Annotated in this window: 7 protein-coding genes; all 7 read left to right on the top strand. The window is 36.4% G+C overall.

The window, feature by feature from the left end; all coding sequences use genetic code 11:
• Window positions 1-16: 16 nt before the first annotated feature.
• The 7 genes from IM496_RS07115 to IM496_RS07085 all read left to right on the top strand — a co-directional run bounded on the left by IM496_RS07115 (window position 17) and on the right by IM496_RS07085 (window position 25,412).
• On the top strand, window positions 17-6,517 hold the full coding sequence (locus tag IM496_RS07115) for a non-ribosomal peptide synthetase (RefSeq protein ID WP_287661619.1): 6,501 nt from the start codon (window positions 17-19) through the stop codon (window positions 6,515-6,517).
• A 5-nt stretch (window positions 6,518-6,522) separates the two neighbouring features.
• Window positions 6,523-9,759, top strand: coding sequence for a non-ribosomal peptide synthetase (locus IM496_RS07110; protein WP_287661618.1), 3,237 nt, complete (start codon window positions 6,523-6,525; stop codon window positions 9,757-9,759).
• A 236-nt stretch (window positions 9,760-9,995) separates the two neighbouring features.
• On the top strand, window positions 9,996-17,717 hold the full coding sequence (locus IM496_RS07105) for a non-ribosomal peptide synthetase (protein WP_287661617.1): 7,722 nt from the start codon (window positions 9,996-9,998) through the stop codon (window positions 17,715-17,717).
• Window positions 17,714-21,925, top strand: coding sequence for a non-ribosomal peptide synthetase (locus IM496_RS07100; RefSeq protein WP_287661616.1), 4,212 nt, complete (start codon window positions 17,714-17,716; stop codon window positions 21,923-21,925). The genes IM496_RS07105 and IM496_RS07100 overlap by 4 nt, the downstream gene beginning before the upstream one ends.
• A 75-nt stretch (window positions 21,926-22,000) precedes the next feature.
• Window positions 22,001-23,752, top strand: a complete 1,752-nt coding sequence (locus tag IM496_RS07095) for an ABC transporter ATP-binding protein/permease (protein WP_194013925.1) — start codon at window positions 22,001-22,003, stop codon at window positions 23,750-23,752.
• Between the two features lie 151 nt (window positions 23,753-23,903).
• Window positions 23,904-24,980, top strand: a complete 1,077-nt coding sequence (hisC, locus tag IM496_RS07090; protein ID WP_193977351.1) for a histidinol-phosphate transaminase — start codon at window positions 23,904-23,906, stop codon at window positions 24,978-24,980.
• A gap of 51 nt (window positions 24,981-25,031) precedes the next feature.
• Window positions 25,032-25,412, top strand: a complete 381-nt coding sequence (locus tag IM496_RS07085) for a nuclear transport factor 2 family protein (protein ID WP_223211207.1) — start codon at window positions 25,032-25,034, stop codon at window positions 25,410-25,412.
• The last annotated feature ends 406 nt before the right edge of the window (window positions 25,413-25,818 follow it).

The raw sequence follows: 25,818 nt of genomic DNA, 5'->3' as shown, positions 1-25,818 counted from the left end.
TCTAGGTATTTTTCCCATGTTCAATCAATGCACTCACCAATTATTTGAAATCCAAGTTGAACGCACACCCGAAGCGGTGGCTGTCCTGTCAGAACAAGGGCAATTGACCTATGAGGAATTAAATGCCAAAGCGAATCAACTAGCCCATTATTTGCGAACCTTGGGGGTTAAGTCCGAGACATTGGTGGGACTTTGTGTTGATCGCTCCCTAGAGATGATCATTGGCTTATTGGGCATTCTTAAGGCAGGGGGAGCCTATGTACCGCTCGATCCGACTTATCCCAGGGAAAGATTGACCTACATGGTGCAGGATGCTCAAATATCTGTATTGGTCACACAAGCGCAATGGTCTAACTTAATTTCCGACTATAAAGGACAGGTAGTTTGTTTAGATAGTCAATGGCCAAAAATTGCCAGTCATAGTCAGGAGAATCTGGTTAATACTGTAAATCCTGAGAATTTAGCCTATGTCATCTACACATCGGGATCAACGGGAAAACCGAAGGGGGTGATGATTGAACACCAATCCTTGGTAAATTTTACTAAACTAGCGATCGCTCAATACCAGATAACTAAACGCGATCGCACTCTTCAATTTGTCTCTATCAGTTTTGATGTGGCCGCAGAGGAAATCTATGTTACTCTTTGTTCTGGTGCTACCTTAATCTTACGAACTGAAGAAATGATCAGTTCTATTCCTTCATTTGTTCAAAAATCCCAAGATTGGCAAATAACTGTTTGGAGCTTACCCACCGCTTACTGGCATTTATTAGTCAATGAATTAGTTAAGAGTAAAATAGCATTACCAGACAGCTTGCGATTAGTCATTATCGGCGGAGAAAGAGTTCAACCAGAATTGGTGAGAATGTGGTTTAAAAATGTAGGAAATTTTCCTGAATTAATTAATGTTTATGGCCCTACGGAAGGGACAATTGCGGTAAGCCTTTGTCGCCTATCACAATTAACACAAAGTCAACGCAACAGGACAGAAATTCCTATTGGAAAGAGTTTAGGAGAAAATATTTCAGTTTATGTTTTAGATGAAACCTTAAAAACCGTTCCTCCTGAAACACCAGGAGAAATTTATATCGGGGGTACTGCGCTTGCCAGGGGTTATTTGAATCGTCCAGAATTAACTGCTCAAAAATTTATTCAAGCTCCCTTTAGCCCCTCAGAAAGATTATATAAAACCGGAGATTTAGGCAGATATTTAGCCGACGGTAATTTAGAGTATTTAGAAAGAATAGATCATCAAGTTAAAATCAACGGTTTTAGAGTTGAATTAGGAGAAATTGAAACCGTTTTACTGCAACATCATCAAGTCGCTCAAGCCGTTGTTATTGATCGAGAAGATCCTCTGGGAAATAAAAGATTAGTTGCTTATCTTGTTCCCCATTCAACCGAGGAAAACCTAACCGTAACTCTGCAACAATTTCTGAACAATAAGCTTCCTGGCTATATGATTCCTGGGACTTTTGTTGTATTAAATGAGTTGCCCCTTAGTCCCAATGGAAAAATTGATCGTAAAGCTTTACCCGTACCAGATTATGACGGGAACGAGCGTCAAACTCCCTTTATTGCCCCTCGTAATCACCAAGAAGAAAAATTAGCAAAAATTTGGCATCAAGTATTTGGATTAGAAAAAATTGGGGTCAATGACAACTTTTTTCACTTGGGGGGACATTCCCTAATTGCCACACAAATTTTATCTCGAATACGGGATATTTTTGAGATTGAAGTTTCCTTTAAAAAATTGTTGGAGAATCCCACAATTGGAGATTTAAGTCAAACAATTACAGAGCAACAGCAAGATAAAAAAACAACTAGCTTTAAAACAATCAAGCCTATTGCACGGGACGGTTATTTGCCTGTTTCTTTTGCTCAAGAAAGGGTTTATTTTATTGAACAATTAGCCCCCTCGATCACCGCCTATCAATTTCAAGAAAGTTTACGCATTAAAGGCTTTTTAGATGTATCTATTTTAGAAAAAAGTATCAGTGAAATTCTACGTCGTCATGAAATATTCCGCACCACATTTCCCTCTGTAGCGGGGAAACTGGTACAAGTCATTCATCCACCCGAACCCGTTACAATACCCATTATTGACTTACAAAATATTTCCAAAGATAAACAGCAAGAAGAGGTTCAAAAACTGACTGAGCAGGCAATCCACAAACCCTTTGATATTAGTCAATTACCGTTAATACATTGGACATTGTTAAAATTAAATGAGCAAGAATGGGTGTTAATTCATGTGGAACATCACATGGTACATGATGGCTGGTCATTTAATTTATTTTTAAAGGAATTAGTCGCCCTTTATCAAGCCTTTTCTCAAGGAAAACCTTCTCCATTAAGTGAACCTTCCTTGCAGTTTGTGGATTTTGCCCATTGGCAACGAGAATGGACGAAAACAGAGGAAGCAACAGCACAACTCAACTATTGGCATCAAAAATTAGCGGGTATTCCTCCTCTATTGGAATTACCCTATGATCGTCCTCGGCCAACTGAGCAAACCTATGGGGGAGCAAGAGTACGGGTAGATCTTCCTTTAGATGTTTGTCAACCTCTAAGAAGCCTAAGCCGCCAAGAGGGGGTAACGCTTTTCATGAGTATGTTTGCAGTCTTTGTGGCGCAAATTTATCGCTATACAGGCCAAGAAGACATTTGTGTGGGTTCTGGAGTCGCTAACCGACGGTTGCGGGAGACAGAGGGACTTATTGGCATGATTGTCAATAATATCGTGCTTCGTACTGATGTTTCGGGAAATCCCACTTTTAAACAACTGTTAGAGCAAGTACGTCAAGTTACCCTAGAAGGTTATGCCAATGAGGACTTACCTTTTGATAAAGTCGTCGAAGTGTTAAAACCCGTTCGTCATTTAAGTTATAATCCTTTATTTCAGGTGATGTTTAGTTTCCATGATGCTCAGTTACCTGATTTGAATTTGCCTGGATTGAGCATTAAACCGAATGATGCCCTTGCTAATAATTCGGCAAAATTTGACTTAGATATTGTGGTCATTCCTCGTTCTGAGCAACGAGTTGGACGTAATTCTACCGCAGAAACCAAGGGAATTGAGACAGAAGGCATTACGATGGTTTGGGAATATAATACTGACCTTTTTGATGAATCTACTATCAACAGAATGGTCGAAGATTATCAAACCCTATTACAAGGAATTTTAGCGAATCCCAATCAAAAACTATCTCAATATTCTCTGTTAACAGAGCAACAGAAACATCAGTTATTAGTGGAATGGAATAACACTCAAGCTGAGTATCCGAAAGTTAACGGAATCCATCAACTTTTTGAAGAACAGGTCAAGAAAACACCAGAGGCGATCGCTGTTATATTTGAGGATACATACCTCAGCTATCAACAATTAAACGAACAGGCAAACCAACTTGCTCATTATCTCAAAACATTAGGAGTTAAACCTGACGACTTAGTCGGCATTTTTCTGGAACGTTCCTTAGAAATGTTCATTGGACTATTAGGAATACTCAAAGCAGGAGGAGCCTATTTACCCCTAGATCCCACCTATCCAGAAGATAGACTGGCTTATATGGTTAATGACGCTCAAGTTTCTATTGTGGTTACTTTAGAAAAATGGGCAAATCTAAAAACTCAACAGGCACTTCAATGGGTTTGTTTAGATAGTCAAAAAGACACTATTGCTCAAGAAAGTAGCCAGAATCCTGAACTTTTATTAAATGAAAAAAATCTTGCCTATGTTATCTATACATCAGGATCTACGGGACAACCAAAAGGGGTATTAATTGAACATCAATCTTTGATTAACTTTACCCAAAGTGCGATAAAAAAATATGAAATAACCGCACAAGATACCGTCTTACAATTCGCTTCTATTAATTTTGATGCGGCAGCAGAAGAAATTTATCCCTGTTTAAGTTGTGGGGGAACCTTAGTTTTGAGAACAGAAGAAATGATGAAATCTGTCTCCGCATTTATACAAGAATCTCAGAAAAAAGCAGTAACAATTTGGGATTTACCCACCGCTTACTGGCATTTATTAGTCAGTGAAATTATTCAAGAAAATCTCCGATTACCGCCATCTTTGAGACTGGTAATTCTAGGAGGTGAGCGAGTGTTACCAGAAAGGGTAAAAATGTGGCAGGAATATGTGGGACAATATCCCCAACTGGTTAATAGTTATGGCCCCACAGAATCCACCGTTGTCTCTACCCTACACTATCTAGAAGAAAGCCCTATTAGTCAACCAGAAATTCCCATCGGAAAACCCATTGATAACGTCCAAGTTTACATCTTAGATCAATACCTACAATCGATGCCTATTGGCGTGCCTGGAGAACTTTATATCGGGGGTTTAGGGATAGCAAGGGGTTATTTAAACCAACCAGAATTAACGGTCGAAAAATTTATAGATAACCCTTTTAAAACAGGGGAAAAACTCTATAAGACAGGGGATTTAGTTCGCTATAAATTCAACGGTAATTTGGAATTTTTAGGGCGCATTGACTCTCAAGTCAAGATTCGGGGTTTTCGTATTGAATTGACTGAAATTGAAACAGTTTTAAATCAATATTCATCCATCAAACAATCAGTCGTAATTGCCAGAGAGGATAGTCCAGGGATTAAGCGATTAGTTGCTTATATCGTAGGAAATAAACATCAAAGCAAAATCGAAGAAATCCGCCATTATCTTAAGCAAAAATTACCGCCTTATATGGTTCCCTCTGCTTTTGTTTTCCTGGAAGAAATTCCCATCACTCCTAATGGAAAGGTTGACCATCGTGCCTTACCTATTCCAGAAACGACTTACTCGTTAGCGAGTGAATTTGCTACGCCTAAAAACCATATAGAAGAACGTTTAACAACAATTTGGGCTGAGGTCTTAAGACTGGAAAAAGTTAGTATTCATGATAACTTCTTTGAACTAGGAGGGGATTCAATTATTAGTATCCAGATGATTTCCAAAGCGAATCAAATGGGATTACAATTAAGTCCTAAGCAACTTTTTCAGTATCAAACCATTGCAGAATTAGCTACCGTTGTCGGAACAGATCAGCAAATAAAAGCTAATCAAGGATTAGTCACAGGAATTATCCCTTTAACGCCCATTCAACATTGGTTATTTGAGCAAGATTTACCTGATGTTAATTACTTTAATCAATCAGCATTAATTGAAGTTACAGCAACAGTAAACCCAGAACGATTAAAGCAAGTTATACAAGCATTATTGAATCATCATGATGCTTTGCGGTTGCATTATCTTCAAGAAGATGAAAGTCTAACTCAAATTAGTGAGGCAACCAAAGATATAGTACCTTTAGAGGTAATTGATTTATCACAACTGTCTCCCGATCAGCAAAAAACAGCCATTATAGCCAAAGATGAAGACACTCAAAGGAGTCTAAACCTAACCACAGGGGAGATTGTCAAAGTTGTTTTATTTAACTTAGGAAATGAACAGCCAAGTCAATTACTCATCGTAATTCATCACTTAGCGATCGATGGAATTTCTTGGCGCATTTTACTTGAAGATTTAGCTACAGCTTATCAACAAATTAGTCAGGGTCAAGAGATTAAATTACCGCTAAAAACCACTTCATTTCAAGATTGGTCTAACCAATTAGTCACCTATAGTCAATCTGAAAAATTGAAACAAGAAAAAGATTATTGGATATCCCAATTAACAGAAGAAATTGCTTCTTTACCGATAGATTATCCTTGGACAAAAGAGAGTAATCAGTTAAGTTCGGCAAAAGCGATTAACCTATTTTTGAATGAAGAAGAAACGCGTGGATTATTGCAAGATGTTCCTGGTGTTTATAATACCCAAATTAACGATGTCTTGTTAACGGCTTTACTGGAAAGTTTTAGCCAATGGACAGGCGAAAAATCTTTAATTGTTGACTTAGAAGGCCATGGACGGGAAGATTTGTTTGAAGTAATAGACTTATCTCGTACTGTTGGTTGGTTTACCACCTTATTTCCAGTGCGACTAGAAGGGAGTAAAACGGGACAACTTCCAGAAACCTTAAAATCAGTTAAAGAGCAACTGCGTCGTTTACCCAATCGTGGTATCGGTTATGGCGTCTTGAAATATTTGTCTAAAGATGAAGAGGTTAAAAAAGAATTTGAGGACTTGATGAAAGCACAAGTTAGTTTCAATTATTTAGGTCAATTTGATCAGGTACTATCCGCATCAGGGGTTTTAGGAGAAGTCAAAGAATGGAAAACGGAACGAAGTCTTGTGGGAAACCGCAGTCATTTGCTAGAAATTAGTGGATTAATTCGTTCTCAAAAATTAGAAATGCAATTTGTTTATAGTGAGAAAGTTCATCAACGAGAGACCATTGAAAAATTGGCAAATGGATTTATGAGCGTCTTAAAAAGCCTAATTCTTCACTGTCAGTCATACAAGGATAAAAGTTATACACCATCAGACTTTTCTGCTGCTCAAGTTAGCCAAGAACAGCTAGATAAATTCCTGTCAAAAATCAATCAAAAGAAAGGTAAAACGAGGTAGGTTTAATGAATAACATTGAAGATATTTATTCCCTTTCTCCGATGCAACAAGGTATGCTCTTTCATACCCTTTATTCCCCAGAGTCTGAGGTGTATTTTGAGCAGCTAGTTTGTACCTTAAAAGGACAATTGAATCTTTCATTTTTTCAAGAGGCTTGGCAAAAAATTGTGGCCAAATATCCTGTGTTAAGAAGTTCTTTTCATTGGGAAGAAATTGAGAAACCTCTGCAAATAGTCAGTCAGATAGTAGAGTTGCCTTGGATGGTTTATGACTGGAAACATTGGGACAATTTACAACAGAAAGAGGCATTAGAGTCATTTTTGAAAAGCGATCGCACTTTAGGTATTGAACTTGATCAAGCACCTTTAATGCGTTTTGCTTTAATAGAGTTAGAAACCGACAGTTATCAATTTATTTGGAGTCATCATCATATTCTGTTTGATGGTTGGTCAATGCAGATTATTCTTCAAGAGGTTTTTGACTTATATGAAAGTTATAATCGAGGTGAATCTTTACAATTAAAATTCTGTCATCCCTATCGAGAATATATTAGTTGGTTACAGCAACAAGATAGTTCTCAAGCTAAGAAATTTTGGCAACAAAGACTTAAGGGGATTGAAGCACCTACACCTCTGGTTGTGGATAAATTGATTGATCATAAATCCCAACAAGAAACTTATCAAGAAATCCCTTTTAAGTTATCTTTTGAGATTACAAATCAATTACAATCATTGGCACAAAAACATCATTTAACCCTTAATAATTTAGTACAAGGAGCCTGGGGTTTACTGCTTTCTCGTTATAGTGGAGAAACGGATATTGTTTTTGGTGCAACGGTATCTGGACGCACGAGTGAGTTACCAAACATTGATACAATGGTTGGGCTATTTATCAATACTTTACCAGTGCGATTACAAATTTCTGGGAAAGAGAAATTAATTCCTTGGTTAAAAACATTACAAAGTCAGCAATTTGAACAAGAACCCTATACTTATTATTCCTTGGCTGATATTCAGAAAAATAGTGATATTCCGCCGAAAATGTCTTTATTTGAAAGTATTTTAGTATTTGAAAATTATCCAGTAGATTCGTCGAAAAATGCTTCGGAAAAAACCTTAGAAATTACTGAGATTCGGTGTTTAGAAAGAACAAACTATCCTTTGACAGTTGTGATTATTCCTAATGTAGAATTATCAGGAAGAATTGTCTATGATACCCGTCGCTTTGAAGCAGAAACAATTGAGCGTATGATTGGACATTTGCAAACCTTATTAGCAGGAATGGCGAATCATCCAGAACTACATCTCTCTGAATTTTCATTATTAACTAAAGTGGAGGAAGAACAATTAATATTAGCAGAAAATCAAAATGATTCTCTGATCAAAACTATTGACTATCAATGTATTCATCGGTTGTTTGAGAAACAGGTAGAAAAGACTCCTGATGCGATCGCAATCATTTATAAAAATGAACAATTAACCTATCAAGAATTAAACCAAAGAGCTAATCAATTAGCCCATTATTTACAATTTTTAGGCATAAAATTAGAGGATAAAATAGGGGTTTGTATTGAAAGATCGCCTTTGATGGTAATCGCAATTCTAGGGATTCTTAAAGCAGGAGGGGCTTATGTTCCTTTAGATGTTACTTATCCAGTGGAAAGATTAGCTTTCATGCTCGAAGATGTAAAATGCCCCATACTCTTAACTCAAACTCATTTATCTAATCAACTACAAGTTGAGGATATTCAACAGGTCATTAATATTGAGTCAGAATGGGAAAATATTAGTCAATATTCCTCTGACAATTTATTAACTCAAGTTACTCCTGATAACTTAGCTTATATTATTTATACGTCAGGTTCAACGGGAATCCCAAAAGGAACAGAAGTCCCTCATCGTAGCTTCATCGGTTTTATGTTTGGGGTTGATTATATTAAGCTTGATCCTGACAATATTTGGCTACAACATTCTTCAATTTCTTGGGATGCTTTAACTTTAGAATTGTGGCCACCATTGCTTTATGGGGGGCGTTGTGTGGTTTTCCCAGACAATGTTCCCACTCCTGAAAACTTGAGTAAAATTATCAAAGAAGAAGGGGTGAATATTCTCTGGCTGACTTGTGCTTTATTTAACCTAATTATTGATAAAATTCCAGAAGCTTTATTAGAAGTTAAACAACTGATCATAGGAGGAGAAACTTTGTCTGTTTCTCATGTTCGTCGTGCTTTAGATTTATTACCACAAACACAAATTATTAATGGTTATGGACCTTCAGAATGTACCGTATTTACCTCTTGTTATGTGATTCCCAAACAACTCGATCAAAATGTCAACTCAATTCCCATTGGTAAACCTATTGGGGATAGAAGAGTTTACTTACTTGATCATAATTTACAACGGGTTCCTATCGGGGTTCCTGGCGAAGTTTACATAGGCGGAAAAAGTGTTGCCAGAGGTTATTTGAATCAGCCAATTTTAACCCATGAAAAGTTTATTGATAATCCTTTTTTAGCTGAGGATAGTCTTTATAAAACAGGGGATTTAGTGCGTCGTCTGAACGATGGAAATCTGGAGTTTTTGGGGCGCATTGACAATCAGGTAAAAATACGCGGTTTCCGCGTTGAATTAGGGGAAATTGAGACGGTTTTAACTAATTATTCTGAAATAAGGGAAGCTATTGTTATAATACGAGAAGATGTTCCTGGAAATAAATCTTTAGTTGCTTATCTGGTTCCCCAAAATTATCAATTAGTAGCCCGTGATGTCAGAAGTTATCTGAGTCAAAAATTGCCTAATTATATGATTCCGAATGCTTTTGTCTTTTTAGACAAATTTCCTCTAACTGCTAATGGTAAAATCAATCGTCTTGGTTTACCTGCTGCCGATATTTCCCAGCAGAATTTCGGAGTTGAATTTGTTGCTCCTCGAACTTCTACAGAACGTGAATTAGTAACAATTTGGACTGAAGTTCTACAGTTGACAAAGGTAGGGATATATGATAATTTTTTTGAATTAGGAGGTCATTCCTTACTGGCAACCCAACTGATTTCTCGATTAAAAGAAACCTTTGAAATTGAGTTTCCTTTCCGCTGCTTGTTTGAAAATCCTACCATTAGCCAACTAGCAAATAAAGTTGTTAACCAACAGATTGAACAAGTAAAGAGTGATGAGTTGGTGCAAATCTTGGGGGAGATTGACGAATTATCTGAAGATGAAGCGGCACAACAATTAATTTTGTGATTTTCAAGTCAACTACTGCTATAATTTTAGGAGTAGGTAAAACGAGGAATGCAAAATGTGGCCACTAAAAATTGGCTCTCTTCGATAAATTGTGTCAATTGTCAAATTTGCTGCTTTTGGGCGCAGCTTGCGCCCCTATGATTCCCCAAAAACCTTGTGTAGGGGCGGATTGTGATCGCCCTTGGACTAGATAAGATAAATTTATAAACCCAATTTCCAGAGAACCTACAAATCCTATGAGTGATCTGCTAAAACGTTTAGAAAATCTTTCTTCTGAAAAACGCGAATTAGTGCTGCAAAAGCTGAAGCAGCAGCAGTCAAAAACGGATAATAATCAACAGAAGCAAAAATCATCATTGATTCCTGTATCAAGGGAAGAAGATATTCCTCTGTCTTTTGCTCAAACGAGACTCTGGTTTTTAGCTCAATTTGATCAAGAAAATTCTCCTTATCATGTGCCTATTTTTTGGGAAATTAAGGGAAGTCTTAATTTAAAAGCACTAGAGCAAGCGATCTCGGAAATTATTAACCGTCATGAAATATTACGGACGACTTTTTCTGTGGTTAACGAGTCTCCTGTACAGGTTATTAATCCTCCTTATCAGTTAACTATACCAGTGATTAATTTAGAAGGAGAGACAGAAAATATTAAATTAGAGAAGGCGCGACAATTAGCAGCCGAAGAACTGCAAACCCCTTTTGACTTATCAACGAGTCCTTTATTACGCATAAAATTACTCGAAATAAATCCTCAATTTCATATTTTATTGTTGGTTATTCATCACATTATTTTTGATGGTTGGTCAGTCGCTCTATTTCATCAAGAATTATCTACTCTTTATATTTCTTTTCGTCTGAATCAACCTGCTTCTTTGCCAAAATTAGCTCTTCAATACGCTGATTTTGCCCATTGGCAGCGACAATGGTTACAGGGAGAAATACTAGAAACCCAACTCAATTATTGGCGGCAACAATTAAAAAATGCTCCCCCTCTCTTAGAATTTCCCATTGATAAACCACGTCCCTCTGTACAAACCTATGAAGGTTCTAGTCAATCTATACACCTCAGCCTGACCTTAACACAGCAATTGAAGGGATTAAGTCAAACATCAGGGACAACTCTGTTTATGACCCTTCTTACTGCCTTTACTGTGCTACTTTATCGCTATAGTGGACAGGAAGATATCGTCATTGGAACGGCGATCGCTAATCGAAATCGTCAAGAATTAGAGCCATTAATGGGCTTTTTTGTGAACACTTTAGCCTTACGAACTAATTTACAAAGTCATCTTACTTTTTTGGAATTGTTGCAACAAGTTAAGGATAAAACCCTGGCATCTTATGATCATCAAGACTTACCCTTTGAGAAATTAATTGACGAATTACAAATCGAGCGATCACCGAGCAATCATCCCCTATTTCAAGTATTTTTTACCTTACAAAATGAATCTCAAGAGACCTTAGAATTGTCAGAGTTAACTATCAGTAATTTTGATTGGGAAAACAAAACAACGTTATTTGATTTAGGGTTGATTTGTCGGGAAACTCCCCAGGGGTTAATCGCAGAATTAGAATATCGGACAGATTTATTTGAAGCCAAGACCATTCAAGGAATAGCAAAACATTTAGAGGTCTTATTACAGGGAATTGTTGATCATCCTCAACAGTCAATTAATACTTTACCTTTGCTGACGGAATCTAACCAAAAACAACTGGAAATTTGGAATCAAACGGATAGTAACTATTGCCAAGATAAAACTTTAGTTGATTTATTTGAAAAACAGGTTAATCAAACCCCTAATAATATAGCATTAGTCTTTGAACAGACAAGCTTAACCTACCAAGAACTCAATCAAAAAGCTAACCAGTTAGCTCATTATTTACGAGAAAACTATCAGATTGAACCAGATAACTTAATTGGGATTTGTACCGAACGTTCATTAGAAATGGTTATCGGTTTATTAGGAGTTTTAAAAGCGGGTGCTGCTTATGTTCCGATTGACTCCGATTATCCAGAAGATAGAATTAAATTTATTTTAGAAAATAGTAAAATTTCACTCCTCTTAACCCAGAGTTTTGTTCAAGATAAATTATCCCTATCTCACCTAAAATCTTTAAGCCAATTTATTGATTTAGATCGGTTTGATTATGACTTATTTCCAAGCCACAATTTAACAGTTCAAAATAAGCCTAATGACCTAGCCTATGTGATTTATACTTCGGGTTCAACAGGACAACCTAAAGGAGTAATGATTGAACATCAATCAATTGTTAATCTTTGCTTAAATTGGGGCAAATTATTAGACATTAAACCGCAAAGTCGTTTACTTCAGTTTGGGTCTTTTAGTTTTGATTTATCCATTGGAGAAATTGCTACTAATCTTAGTCATGGTGCTTGTTTATATTTAGCAGAAAAAGAAACATTACTACCGACTCAAACCTTAGTAAACTTTCTAGAAACTAACAAAATAACCCATAGCTTTTTATCGCCTTCAGCCCTATCTGTTTTACCTCAAGCCAACTTATCCTATTTAGAAAATATAGCTGTTGGGGGGGAAGCTTGTTCGGCTGAAGTGGTAGAGAAATGGGCAAACCAAAGACAGTTGTTTAACTGCTATGGCCCTACAGAAACGACGGTGACAGCGACACTTTCTCTTTGTCAGGCAAATGGTCAAGAACCCAATATTGGTAAACCGTTAGATAATATCCGTGCCTATATTTTAGATGGGAATCAGCAAATTTTACCACCAGGCATACCTGGAGAATTATGTATTGCAGGAGTCTGTTTAGCGAGGGGATATTTCAATCGTCCCGACTTAACGGCTGAGAAGTTTATTGAAGCTAACCTATTGGGAAAAACCGAACGAATTTATAAAACAGGAGATTTAGCAAAATGGCAAGCTGATGGCAATCTGAAATTTTTAGGACGTATTGATCAGCAAGTAAAACTGCGGGGATTTCGCATTGAATTGGGAGAAATTGAGGCGGTTTTATTAGCGCATCCCATCGTTAAACAAGCTGTTGTTAACCTATATGAAACTGAAAATAATCAGCAATTAGTAGCTTATATTATCCTGCAAGAAAAACACCGTGATCTCAGGGATGAACTGAAAAGCTTATTGAAAAGCCGTTTACCCAATTACATGATTCCAAGTCAGATTATGGTCTTGGAAACTCTTCCCCTAACCCCTAATGGAAAATTAGATCAAAAAGCCCTGCCGATCCCTGATTTAAAAATATTTACCAATGGCGAAATGCCTGTTACTCCCACAGAAGAATTATTGGCCAGTCTATGGCAAGACCTCTTGCAAATCAAGTCTGTGGGTCGTCGGGATAACTTCTTTGAATTGGGGGGACATTCCCTATTAGCTACCCAATTAGTCACCCGTATTCGTAATAGTTTTGGGGTAGAATTAGCCGTTCGTAAAGTATTTGAACATCCCCAATTATCAGAGTTAGCGACAGAAATTAGTCAAGTATCATCGGCAGTTAGTTTACCTCCCATTATTCCCCAAGCCAAAAACTCCCCAAAAACCCTATCTTTTGCTCAATCAAGACTTTGGTTTTTAGCCCAACTTGAAGGGTTAGGAATATCGGCAATTTATAATATGCCTATGGCATTACAACTTCAAGGAAATCTCAATCTAGAAGCGTTGAAGTTAAGCTTTTTCTATTTAATTGAACGTCATTCAATTTTACGCACTTATTTTCCCGCCGTTGATGGAAAACCTCAAGTCATCATTCAAAATCCCGAAGAAATAGAAGTTTTAGCCATTGAAAATTTAGAAAATCTTGATTCTCAAACGCAAAAAGAAACCCTACAAGAATTGGTCAATAACCACGCACAAGAACCTTTTAACTTAAATACTGGCCCTCTATTTAAAGCCAAATTATTACAATTAGGAGAAAGAGATTTTGTCCTCTTAATCAATATGCACCACATCATCAGTGATGGTTGGTCAATGGGGGTATTTAAGCGAGAATGGCAACAGGTTTATCGTGCCTTAGTTGAAGGCCAAACTCCTCAATGGGAACCTTTACCGATTGACTATACTGATTATGCAGCTTGGCAACAAAATTGGCTACAAGGAGATGTTTTAGAAACCCAATTAAACTATTGGAAAAATCAACTCAACCATGCACCTGCTTTATTAGAACTTCCCACAGACTATTCTCGTCCGCCACAGCAGAGTTATAAGGGGGTTCTCTATGAATGTGAGTTGACGGCAGAATTAACCCATAAACTTAAAAGTTTAAGCCAAAAACAGGGCGTTACCCTTTTTATGACTGCCTTAGCTGCTTTTAGTGTTTTACTGTCTCGATACAGTGGTCAAAATGATTTGTGTATTGGTTCTCCTATTGCTAACCGCACCCATCGTCAGACTGAAGATTTGATGGGCTTTTTTGTCAATACTTTGGTATTAAGAAATAAGATTAATGTTGATAACAGTTTCATAGATTTATTGCAACAAACTCGACAAATTTGTTTAGATGCTTATGCTCATCAGGATATCCCATTTGAGTATTTAGTCGAACAATTACAACCAGAAAGAAGTCTCAGTTATAACCCCTTATTTCAGGTTATGTTAGTCTTGCAAAATACCGCAGAGGTAGGTACTAAAATTAGTTTGCCAGAACTTGAGATTAAATGGTTTGAACAGAATTATCCCTTTGCTAAGTTTGATTTGAAATTAGATTTATCCGAGTATGATAATAAGCTTCATTGTATTTGGGAATACGCCACAGATTTATTTGCAGGGGAAACCATTCAAAGGATGGCACAACATTGGGAAATTTTGCTAGAAGCAATTGTTGATTCTCCTCAACAATCTATTTATAAATTACCGTTCATTACAACGACAGAAATTGAACAATTTAAAATCTGGAATCAAACCGATATTGATTATCCAAAAGATCAAACTTTGGTCACTTTGTTTGAATATCAAGTAACAAAAAACCATGACAATATTGCCATTGTATTTAAAGAACAAAGCTTAAGTTATCAGCAACTGAACGAAAAAGCTAATCAACTGGCTAATTATTTATCAGATTTTAAAAAACAACATCAATTACCAGATAATTCGTTAATAGGAATTTGTGTTGAGAGATCGCCTGAAATGATCATCAGTTTATTAGCTATTCTGAAAACAGGTAGTGCCTACGTTCCCATTGACCCTAATTACCCTCGCGATCGCATCCACTTTATACTTGAAGATAGTCAAGTACCTATATTAATAACAACTGATTTATTTCAAGAAAAGTTATCGCTTAAACAACAAGATAATTCTTGTTTTATCATTTCATTAGATCAGAAAAAATGGCAAAATCAATCAATTAATAATCCTCCTCGTCAAAGTAATCCTGATGATTTAGCTTATATTATTTATACCTCTGGTTCTACAGGTAAACCCAAAGGGGTTGCTATTGCCCATTCTAGTACCACAGTGCTGCTTGAATGGGCGCATTCCGTCTTCAGTGCAGAACAACTCTCAGGGGTCTTAGCATCAACCTCAATTTGTTTCGATCTTTCCATCTTTGAAATGTTTGTTCCCCTAACTCAAGGAGGTAGTATTATTATCGTTAAAAATGCCCTGGATACTGAGCAAATTCGTAACAGCATTGTGCCTATTACCTTAATTAATACCGTACCAAGTGCTGCGGCTGAATTGCTTAATATGAATGCTATTCCAGCAACAGTCCAAGTGATAAATTTAGCAGGTGAACCATTAAAAAATAATTTAGTACAAGCTTTATATAAACAGACATCCGCCAAATTGATTTATAATCTTTATGGACCCTCGGAAGATACAACTTATTCTACCTTTACAAAAGTGTTCAGAAATGCTCAACAAGAACCAACTATCGGTAAAGCGATCGCGAATACTCGCCTCTATATTCTAGACAGTTATAATCAACCTGTGGCTCCTGGTATTCCTGGAGAACTTTGCATTGCAGGTTCAGGTTTAGCCCAAGGTTATTGGAATCGTCCCGATCTTAGCGCGGAAAAATTCATTAATCTTAATCTATTTAACCAAACTGAGCGAATTTACAAAACAGGTGATCTTGCTCGTTGGCTATTAGATGGTAATTTACAATACTTAGGTCGCATTGATCATCAAGTTAAAATTAGAGGATTTCGCATTGAATTAGGAGAAATTGAAGCATCTTTAGTCAAACATCCAGACATCAAGGAATCTGTTGTTATTGCACGAAAAAATACAGATTTTGATGCCAATTTGGTGGCTTATATTGTTCTCTCTAAAAAAGACTCAGAAACTGAATATTTACAAGGAGAACAGGTGGAAATGTGGCAAGAAGTTTTCAATAGAGCTTACTTTCAACCCCAGACTCCTGAAAAAGATTTTACCCTTAATTTAGCAGGTTGGAATGATAGCTATACAGGAGAACCGATTCCTCAAAATTTGATGGAAGAATGGCGAGACAAAACTGTTGAACAAATTCTAGAATTAGCACCTAAACGAGTTTGGGAAATTGGTTGTGGAACAGGGATGTTATTATTTAAAATTGCGCCCCATTGTCAAACCTTTTTCGGGACGGATTTTTCAACCAAAGCTTTACAGTATGTTCAGGAAAATTTAAGATTACAAAATCTAGATAAAAAGGTTACATTAAAGCAAAGTTCAGCGAACCAATTTGAGGGAATTACTCCCCAAAGTTATGATTTAGTTATTCTCAATTCTGTGATTCAATATTTCCCCTCAGTTGATTACCTATTGGGTGTTTTAGATGGGGTAATCAACTCTATAGAGACAGGGGGTAAAATCTTAATTGGGGATGTGAGAAACCTTAAACTTCTAGAGGCTTTCCATACAGCCGTTGAATTTTATCGTGCGGATGATGACCTATCCATTAAAGAATTACGTCAACGAATTAGAAACGGTTTGAGGACAGAAGAAGAATTACTGATTGATCCAGATTTCTTTATTTTCCTAAAACAAAAATATCCTCGTATTAGTCAAGTCCAAATTGAATTAAAACGGGGTTATAATCAGACAGAAATGAATCGTTTTCGTTACGATGTTGTTCTATATTTAGATCAACCTCAACTATTAGTTGCAGAATGGCAATGGTTAAACTGGGAAGTAGAACAACTCAGTCTAGAAAAGATTCAACGTATTTTAGACACTCAAAAACCTGATTTGTTAGGGATTGAAAATATTCCCAATATTCGTCTAATTTCAGAAATAGTTTTATTGGAAAAAGTTCCTGAGTTTGAGGGAACCGTTAAACAATTGAAAGCCATTTTAAGCCAGATGGAAATTGGTATCAACCCTGAAGCATTACGAACCTTGACGGAGGACTTACCCTATACTCCATTTGTTCAATATAGCGATCGCGAATTTTCCACTTATCAAGTCATTTTTCAACGTAATACAACCTATCCTTTTAGTCAGCCTCGTTTTGCTTCTAAAAATAGCTTAGATTCCCTAAGCTGGAAAAATTATGCTAACCAACCTTTAACCCTAGAAACTAATCATCTTGATCCCGCTTTAATTGCCCAGTTCCGAGAGTATTTAGGGGAAACCCTCCCTGATTATATGATTCCCAGTCATTTTGTTCAACTGGAGAAATTACCCTTAACGCCCAATGGAAAAATAGATCGTAAAGTTCTTCCTGATCCGAATACACCTATCTTATTAACTGACATTGAATTACCTGAAAACCCTACAGAAGAATTATTGGCAGGTTTATGGGCTAAACTACTTAAATATGAGGTAATTTCTCGACAGGATAATTTCTTTAATTTGGGAGGACATTCACTTTTAGCGACCCAGTTAATTGCCCGTATTCGTGACCAATTAAAAATAGAATTACCCCTAAGTAAAGTATTTGAATATCCCATTCTTAAGGAATTAGCGAACTATCTTGATACCTGTTTATGGGTTAATGCTTCAGAGGATTCTCAACCTTTAGATGAAGAGGAAATTGAATTATGAGTAATGATCAACAAATTATTAAGTTAATGGGCCGGTTGCGGGAACTCGGATGTCGAATTTCTGCTGATGGAGACAAGTTACGTCTTCGGAAAACAAAAAATGACATTCCAGCTGAATTAATCCAACAAATAAAAATTAATAAAACAGAAATTTTAGCTTTTTTAAATACAGCTAAAGACCAAGCTGTTACATCTCAAAAAGATATTCCTAAATTACCTACAAATGCCTTAAAACAGCTTTCGTTCGCTCAACAAAGACTTTGGTTTTTAGGGCAAATTGAAAACTCTAATGCCACATATAATATGCCCATGAGTTTACAATTGGAGGGAAAACTTAATGTTGATGTTCTCTCTGAGAGTTTAGCCTATGTCATCGATCGCCATGAAAGTTTGCGAATGTATTTTCCCACTGTGGAAGGGCAACCCAAAATTCGGATTAAAAATATAGAAAATTTTAACATTTTGAGTGTACAAGATTTAAGCAATCTTGATCAACCAACTCAGTCTATAATGGTTCAAACCTTAATCAATAATCATGTTCAAGAACCGTTTAATCTCAAAACTGGCCCTTTATTTAAAGCTAAATTATTACAATTAAAAAACAATCAATTTATTTTGCTGCTAAATATGCACCATATCAGCAGTGATGGCTGGTCAATAGGTATCTTTATTCGTGAATTATGCCATGCTTATCTTGCCTTTTCCCAAGGACAAAAACCAACCCTTGAACCCTTACCAATTCAATATAGCGACTTTGCAACTTGGCAGCGAAATTGGTTACAGGGAGAGGTATTAGAAACTCAGATTAACTATTGGAAAAAACAACTAAAAGACGCACCACCACGATTAGAATTACCCACAGATTATCCCCGTCCCCCAATACAAAGTTATAAAGGATCTCATTATAGCCATACCTTAACCCCTGAATTAACTGAGCAATTAAACAGCCTCAGCCAACAAGAGGGGGTAAGTTTATATATGCTTTTATTAACGGTTTTTAGTCTTTTACTCTCTCGTTATAGCCGCCAAAATGATTTATGTATTGGTTCACCCATTGCCAATCGTCCCCATCCTCAAACTGAAGGATTAATCGGCTTTTTTGCCAATACTTTAGTGATGCGAAATCAAATTAAGTCGGAACAAAATTTTCAACAATTTTTACACCAAACTCGTCAAACTTGTTTAGAAGCTTATCAGCATCAGGATATTCCTTTTGAGTTTCTTGTCGAACAATTAAAGCCTGTTCGTAGCCTTAGCTATAATCCTATTTTTCAAGTAATGTTTACTGTAGAAAATAATGACAATCAGGATTTCAATCTACCAGAATTAAAGATTGAATGGTTAGGCTCAAGTTATCCCTTTGCTAAGTTTGATTTATCCCTTTTGGTACTAGAATCTGATGGTCAATTAAATTGTACTTGGGAATACGCAACTGATCTATTTGCAACAACAACCATTCAGCGAATGGCAGAACATTGGGAAGTTTTATTACAACAAATTGTTACTAACCCACAGCAAACAATTTCGACCCTATCTTGGCTAACCAAAGCTGACCAAGAAAAATTAGAACTTTGGAATCAAACAAATACAAATTATCCTCAAGATAAAACCTTAGTTGATTTATTTGAAGAACAAGTAAATAAAACCCCTGACAATATAGCATTAGTCTTTGAAGAACAAAGTTTAACTTATCAAGAACTAAATCAAAAAGCTAACCAGTTAGCTCATTTCTTACATCAAAATTATCAAATTAAACCTGATACCTTGATTGGAATTTGTATTGAACGTTCTTTAGACATGGCGATCGCCTTATTGGCAGTTCTTAAAGCAGGTGCAGCTTATGTTCCGATTGACTCCAATTATCCAGAAGAGCGAATTAAATATATATTAGAAAATAGTAAAATTTCGCTCTTATTAACGCAAAGTTTTATCAATGATAAATTATCTGGGTTTTTCTCGGAGTTTTCTGGTCAGTTAATTAATTTAGATCGGCTTAATTTTGAGTCATTTCCCTGCCATAATTTAGCACTTCAAAGTAAGCCTAATGACCTGGCTTATGTGATTTATACTTCGGGTTCAACAGGACAACCCAAAGGGGTGATGGTTGAACATAAAGGGTTGTGTAACTTAGCTCTGGTTGAAATTGAAACTTTTGATGTGCATCCCTCAAGTCGAGTGCTTCAGTTTGCTTCCTTTAGTTTTGATGCTTTTATCTGGGAAGTTTTGATGGCTTGGGGAGGGGGAGCAACGCTTTATTTGGGAAATAAAGACAATTTAATGCCTGGTTTACCCTTAGTTGAGCGATTACGGGATGATGCTATCACCCATATTACTTTACCGCCGTCAGCCTTAGCAGTGCTACCCTGGGAAAATCTACCCTCTTTGCAAACTATCATTGTTGCGGGGGAAGCTTGTTCCCCTGAATTGGTGAAAAAATGGTCACAAGGACGAAATTTCTTTAATGGTTATGGCCCAACAGAGGGAAGTGTTTGTGCAACGATCGCCAAATATACATCTTTTGATGAGAAAATAACCATTGGTCGTCCGATTCCCAATGTGCAGGTTTATATTTTAGACTCTCACTTACAACCTGTTCCTATCGGTGTTCCAGGAGAATTATGTATTGCAGGAGTTGGGTTAGCCAGGGGATACTTGAATCGTCCTGATTTAACGGCTGAGAAATTTATTGAAGTTAATTTATTCGGGAAAATAGAACGAATTTATAAAACAGGAGATTTAGCAAAATGGGGAGATGATGGCAATATTGAATTTTTAGGACGCATTGATCATCAAATCAAATTGCGGGGATTTCGCATTGAATTAGGGGAAATTGAAGCAGTGTTGTTAAAGCATCCTGCCATTAAAGAAGTAATTGTCAATTTACATAAAACTGAAAATAATCAGCAATTAGTTGTCTATATAACAGGTGAACGAATTGATGATCTTTCGCAACAATTAAAACAACACATCAAAACTCATTTACCTGATTATATGATTCCTAGCCAAATTATGAGGTTAGATGAATTTCCCTTAACCCCCAATGGTAAAATTGATCGTCAAGCTTTACCTCTGCCTGATCATAAACTTCAAAGTCTATATGAAGCTCCTCGTAACAAAATTGAACAACAATTAACCGAAATTTGGTCTTTAATAGTTGAATGTGAAAAAATTAGCATTCATGATAACTTTTTTGATTTAGGTGGTCATTCAATACTAGCGATTAAGCTCCTAAATCAGATTCAAAAAAGCTTTAACCAGGAACTGTCTTTAACCAGTTTGTTTCAGCATCCCACCATTGCTCAATTGGCACAACAACTGTCTCAATTTGAGGTACAACCGTCTATTTCTGACTTATTAGTATTGCAAGCTTCGGGACAGAAAACCCCTATATTTTGTGTTGCTGGGTCTAATGGACACGCCTTCTATTTTCGAGATTTTGCCATGAATTTTGCCGATGAACATCCTGTTTATGGACTAGAAACACCAGGCAGGGATGGTTCTCATCCCCTCCCCATTTCAGTAGAAGATCATGCCAGTTCGCTGATCAAAACCTTACAACAAAAACAACCGAAAGGGCCTTATATCTTAATAGGATATTCATCGGGTTGTTCTGTTGGCTTAGAAATGGCTTTTCAACTAGAACAACAAGGGGAAATAATCAGTTTATTGGGAATATTTGATGCGGGACTGGTGGCTAATCCCGATTATATTACCAAAAGAAGCGACCTAGATTGGATCTGGAATATGATTGAACGAATTGAGGCTGTTAAAGGAATTTCTTTAGGTCTTAACTATGAACAATTAGCTGCCCAATCCGATGATCAAAACCGTTGGTATCTTGCGGCGGAGGCGTTATATCATCACAACGTGTTGCCAGAACATTCTACCCTATCTTTGCTCAGAACTAATCTTGAGGTGATGAAACGAGTCACCCTCAATTATGCGGCTTATCAACCTAATTTTGTAATTTCTGCCCCTATTGTTTTATTTCGCGCCCAAGATGTCAAAGAAATTGTGGTGCAAGAACATCAAGCCATGTCCCATTATCAGCAATCCGATTGGGGATGGCAACCTTATAGTAACAAACCTGTGCAAGTGATTTCCGTACCAGGAAATCATGGACAAATGCTCTATGAACCCAATGTCAAAATTTTGGCTGATCAACTTAAAAAATCAATACAAGAGCATTTTAATCAACCTGAAACCTAAAGCAAAGTTTTGCTTGCTGATCTGTAATTTAATCAACTACCCTATTGGAAAAATTCATTTACTTAATTTATAACTATGCAATCACAACATATTCCTGGGCAAGCGAAAAAAGACTCTAATTCAAAGCTTAATTTTCTAGAATTTTGGAATAAACTGAAGTTAGTTCTTGAAGCCTATTGGTATCCAATAGAAGCAGATGGTAGAGTTTTTTCTGAGGTTATTAAATCCTGGGGAATGTTAATACTTTTCCTATCATTAATCATCTGTTTAGTGGCTGTTACTGCCTTCAATAGTTTTATTTTGCGTCAATTGGTTAATGTAATTGATGAGAAAAATTTATCTGGGTTTACGAACAATCTTTTTATTTTGGTTGTTAGCTTTGTGTTGATCACTCTCTTAACGGGACTTTCTAAGTTTGTGAGAGAGAAAATAGCCCTTGACTGGTATGAATGGCTGAATGATTATATGTTGCAGAAATATTTTAGCAATCGTGCTTATTATAAGATTAACTTTGACTCAAACATTGATAATCCTGATCAACGTCTAACCCAAGAAATTAAACCCATCGCCAAAACAACCCTCAGTTTTTTTGCAACTTGTGTCGAGAAAATCTTGGAAATGATAGTTTTTTTCGTGATTCTCTGGCAGATTTCTAAAACCATTGGAGTGGTTTTGATTATTTATACCACTATCGGTAATTTGATTGCCTTTTATTTAAGCCAAGAATTTAATAACATTAATCAAGAAGAACTCGAAGTTGAAGCCAATTATAATTATGCTGTTACCCATGTTCGTAATCATGCCGAATCCATTGCTTTTTTTCAGGGAGAAGATCAAGAATTTAATATTCTTAAAAAACGATTTAGTTCTTTGATTCAAACTGCTTTACAAAAAATTAATTGGGAAAGAAATAAGAACTTTTTTGATCGAGGCTATCAGTCAATTATTAACGTGTTTCCCTTTTTACTCGTCGCCCCTTTATACATTAGAGATGAAATTGATTTTGGACAGGTAAATCAGGCTAGTTTAGCCGCCAATCTTTTTGCCACAGCTTTGGGTACATTGATCACTGAATTTGCAACTTCAGGACGACTTTCTAGTTATATTGAGCGTTTAGTGACTTTTTCAGAAACCTTAGAAACGATTACCCAGGAAGTTGAGGGTGTAAGCACCATTAAAAGTATTGAAGAAAACCGCCTCGCTTTTGATCATGTCACCTTACAAACTCCTAATTATGAAAAAGTAATCGTTGAAAATTTAACAATTGAGTTAGCATCAGAACAGGGTTTATTAATTGTTGGACCGAGTGGACGTGGCAAAAGTTCTCTTTTAAGAGCGATCGCTGGTTTATGGAATTCAGGCACTGGACGTTTAATACGACCACCAGGCAAAGAAATCCTCTTTTTACCCCAGCGTCCATATATCATTCTAGGAACATTACGCGAACAATTACTTTATCCGAATGTAGATCGTCAAGTGAGCGATCAAGAACTCAGTGAAGTTCTACAACAAGTAAACCTTCAAGATGTGCTTACCAGAGTTGGAGGCTTTGATCAAGAAGTCCCCTGGGAAAACATATTATCACTAGGGGAACAACAACGTCTGGCTTTTGCCCGAGTATTAGTGACCCGTCCTCATTTTGTTATCTTAGATGAATCAACTAGTGCTTTGGATTTGATCAATGAAAAGAATTTATATCAACAGTTAAAAGAAATAAAAACAACGTTTATTAGTGTGGGACATCGAGAAAGTTTATTTGATTATCATCAAACAGTTCTAGAACTTTTGCCAGATTCGACTTGGAAAATTTCTCCCGTTTCTGGGTGATTAAATATAAAATGTGGGATAGGCATCCTGCCCGTCCAAAGGCTAGAAGCTTGTTCTACTTCTAAGAACTAATTAAGCCCACTTACTTGTCCCAATTTCTTCAAGTTCTTGTCTGGATTAATTCCAAAACTTCCATTAGGTAATTTTAAAAATGAAACATCTGATCAACGAACATATTAGAGCATTAAATGCTCCTAAAGCTGACTTATTGAATCACGACAGAGGCGTTTTTTTGGACAAAAGTGAGTTGCCCTATGGACCTTCTCCTCTCGTCATCCAAGAAATGATCAAAGCCGCAACGACAGTTAACAGATATCCAGAAATTTTGCATCATTCTCTACGGACTGCAATAGCGAATTATACGAATACTAGAAAGGAACAAATTTTTGTGGGAAATGGCTCAGATGCTGTCATTGAATTACTGCTCAAGATTTTTGTCAAATTCGGCGAGAATGTTTTAATTCCGATTCCAACATTTTTTGTTTATCAACACGCAACAAAGATTGTTGGCGGTAATCCAATTTTTGTTAATAGATTAGATGACTTTGGGTTAGAAGTTCCTCGTCTTTTACAGAAAGTCACCCCTGAAGTAAAACTTATTTTTATTGCTAATCCGAATAATCCTACCGCTAATTATGTCTCACGAGAGATTATTGTCAAAATCCTTAATGAAGTGGATTGCATTGTAGTGGTGGATGAATGCTATTATGAATTTTGCCAAGAAACGGTAATAGACCTAGTTGATCAATATCCTAATTTAGTCGTTTTGCGTAGCTTCTCAAAAAGTTTTGGTTTGGCTGGGCTTAGGGTAGGTTATAGTATTGCTAATGAAACAATCATTGATTATCTTTATCGAGTTGCTAACCCATTTTCAGTCAATGCGATCGCTCTTGCGGCTGCTGTTGTTGCCTTAAAAGATATAGATTATGTAAATTCCAATATTGAAAAAATCTGTCAAGAAAGGGAAATTATGGCACAGAATTTAGCGCAGTTGGGTTGTTTGGTATATCCATCATCCACCAACTTCTTGTTTATTGGAACCCATTCATTGAGAATTCCATCAAAGCAGTTGGTTAAAGCACTTCAGGACAAGCAAATTTTTGTTCAGGATTGTGGTTTGCAAGCTGGTTTAGATGAATATTTTTTAAAAGCTTCGATTGGTACACCTGCGGATAATCAGGTTTTACTTAAAGGTCTGAAGGAAATTCTTCAAATTAGACCTAATTAAACAACAACTTTGGGAGGCAATTGGTAAATGAACGTAACGGAGACATTAACTATGTATCAGTCTATTAATTCTCAAAATATTACAGCCAATGAAGAATTAATCGTTAATTTATTTGAGGCTATTGATTCTTCTGATTTTAAATTATTAGTCAAGTATTTTGATAAAAATATTATCTATCAACGTCCAGGTTATCACGATTTGATTGGTATTGATAAACTTCTGCATTTTTATCAGTATGACAGAATCATTGTATCTGGTAAACATCTTATTGAACATATTGTTGTCGCAGAGAAGTATGGTTCATGCTGGGGACAGTTTATTGGCATACATAAAAATGGCTCTCAACTGAATGAGGGTTTTGCTGATGTGTACTCTTTTGAAAACAATAAAATTAAAACTCGGCGCAGCTACTTTTTTAGACCAGCAATCTAGCGGTCAGTAGTTAGCTATCAGCCCTCAGCTTTTTTGATTTTCTAAAAGCAAATTCTGCAATCTAGCCTTAATTCAACGACAACTTTAGTCTTCAATTTAAAAATCTGACAGAGGAATAATTCCACCGGGTTAGACTTTGGATAACACAAGATGAAGTTGCCATAATAATACTAAATCCAGTTATTAAAAACTGATTATTTATTCTCACTTTTGCCTCTTGCCTCTTACCTTTTGCCCGTCCTGATATGTAGCCCATACTCAACGGATTTAGGGCTTGCTGAAAAAGTCATTGAAAAGTACAGGTCTCTTAATCAATGATTTCACTTAGCTACAAGCATAAGCTTTAGTTGTTGATTAATTTTTAAGTTATAACTTATCCTAATCATTGACCGAGAAAAAGTGCTGT

Source organism: Microcystis sp. M049S2 (assembly GCF_020245625.1).
GTDB classification, from domain to species: domain Bacteria; phylum Cyanobacteriota; class Cyanobacteriia; order Cyanobacteriales; family Microcystaceae; genus Microcystis; species Microcystis ichthyoblabe_A.
Note: the sequence above shows the minus strand (reverse complement) of the source record. Positions and strands in the feature narration are given on the sequence as shown.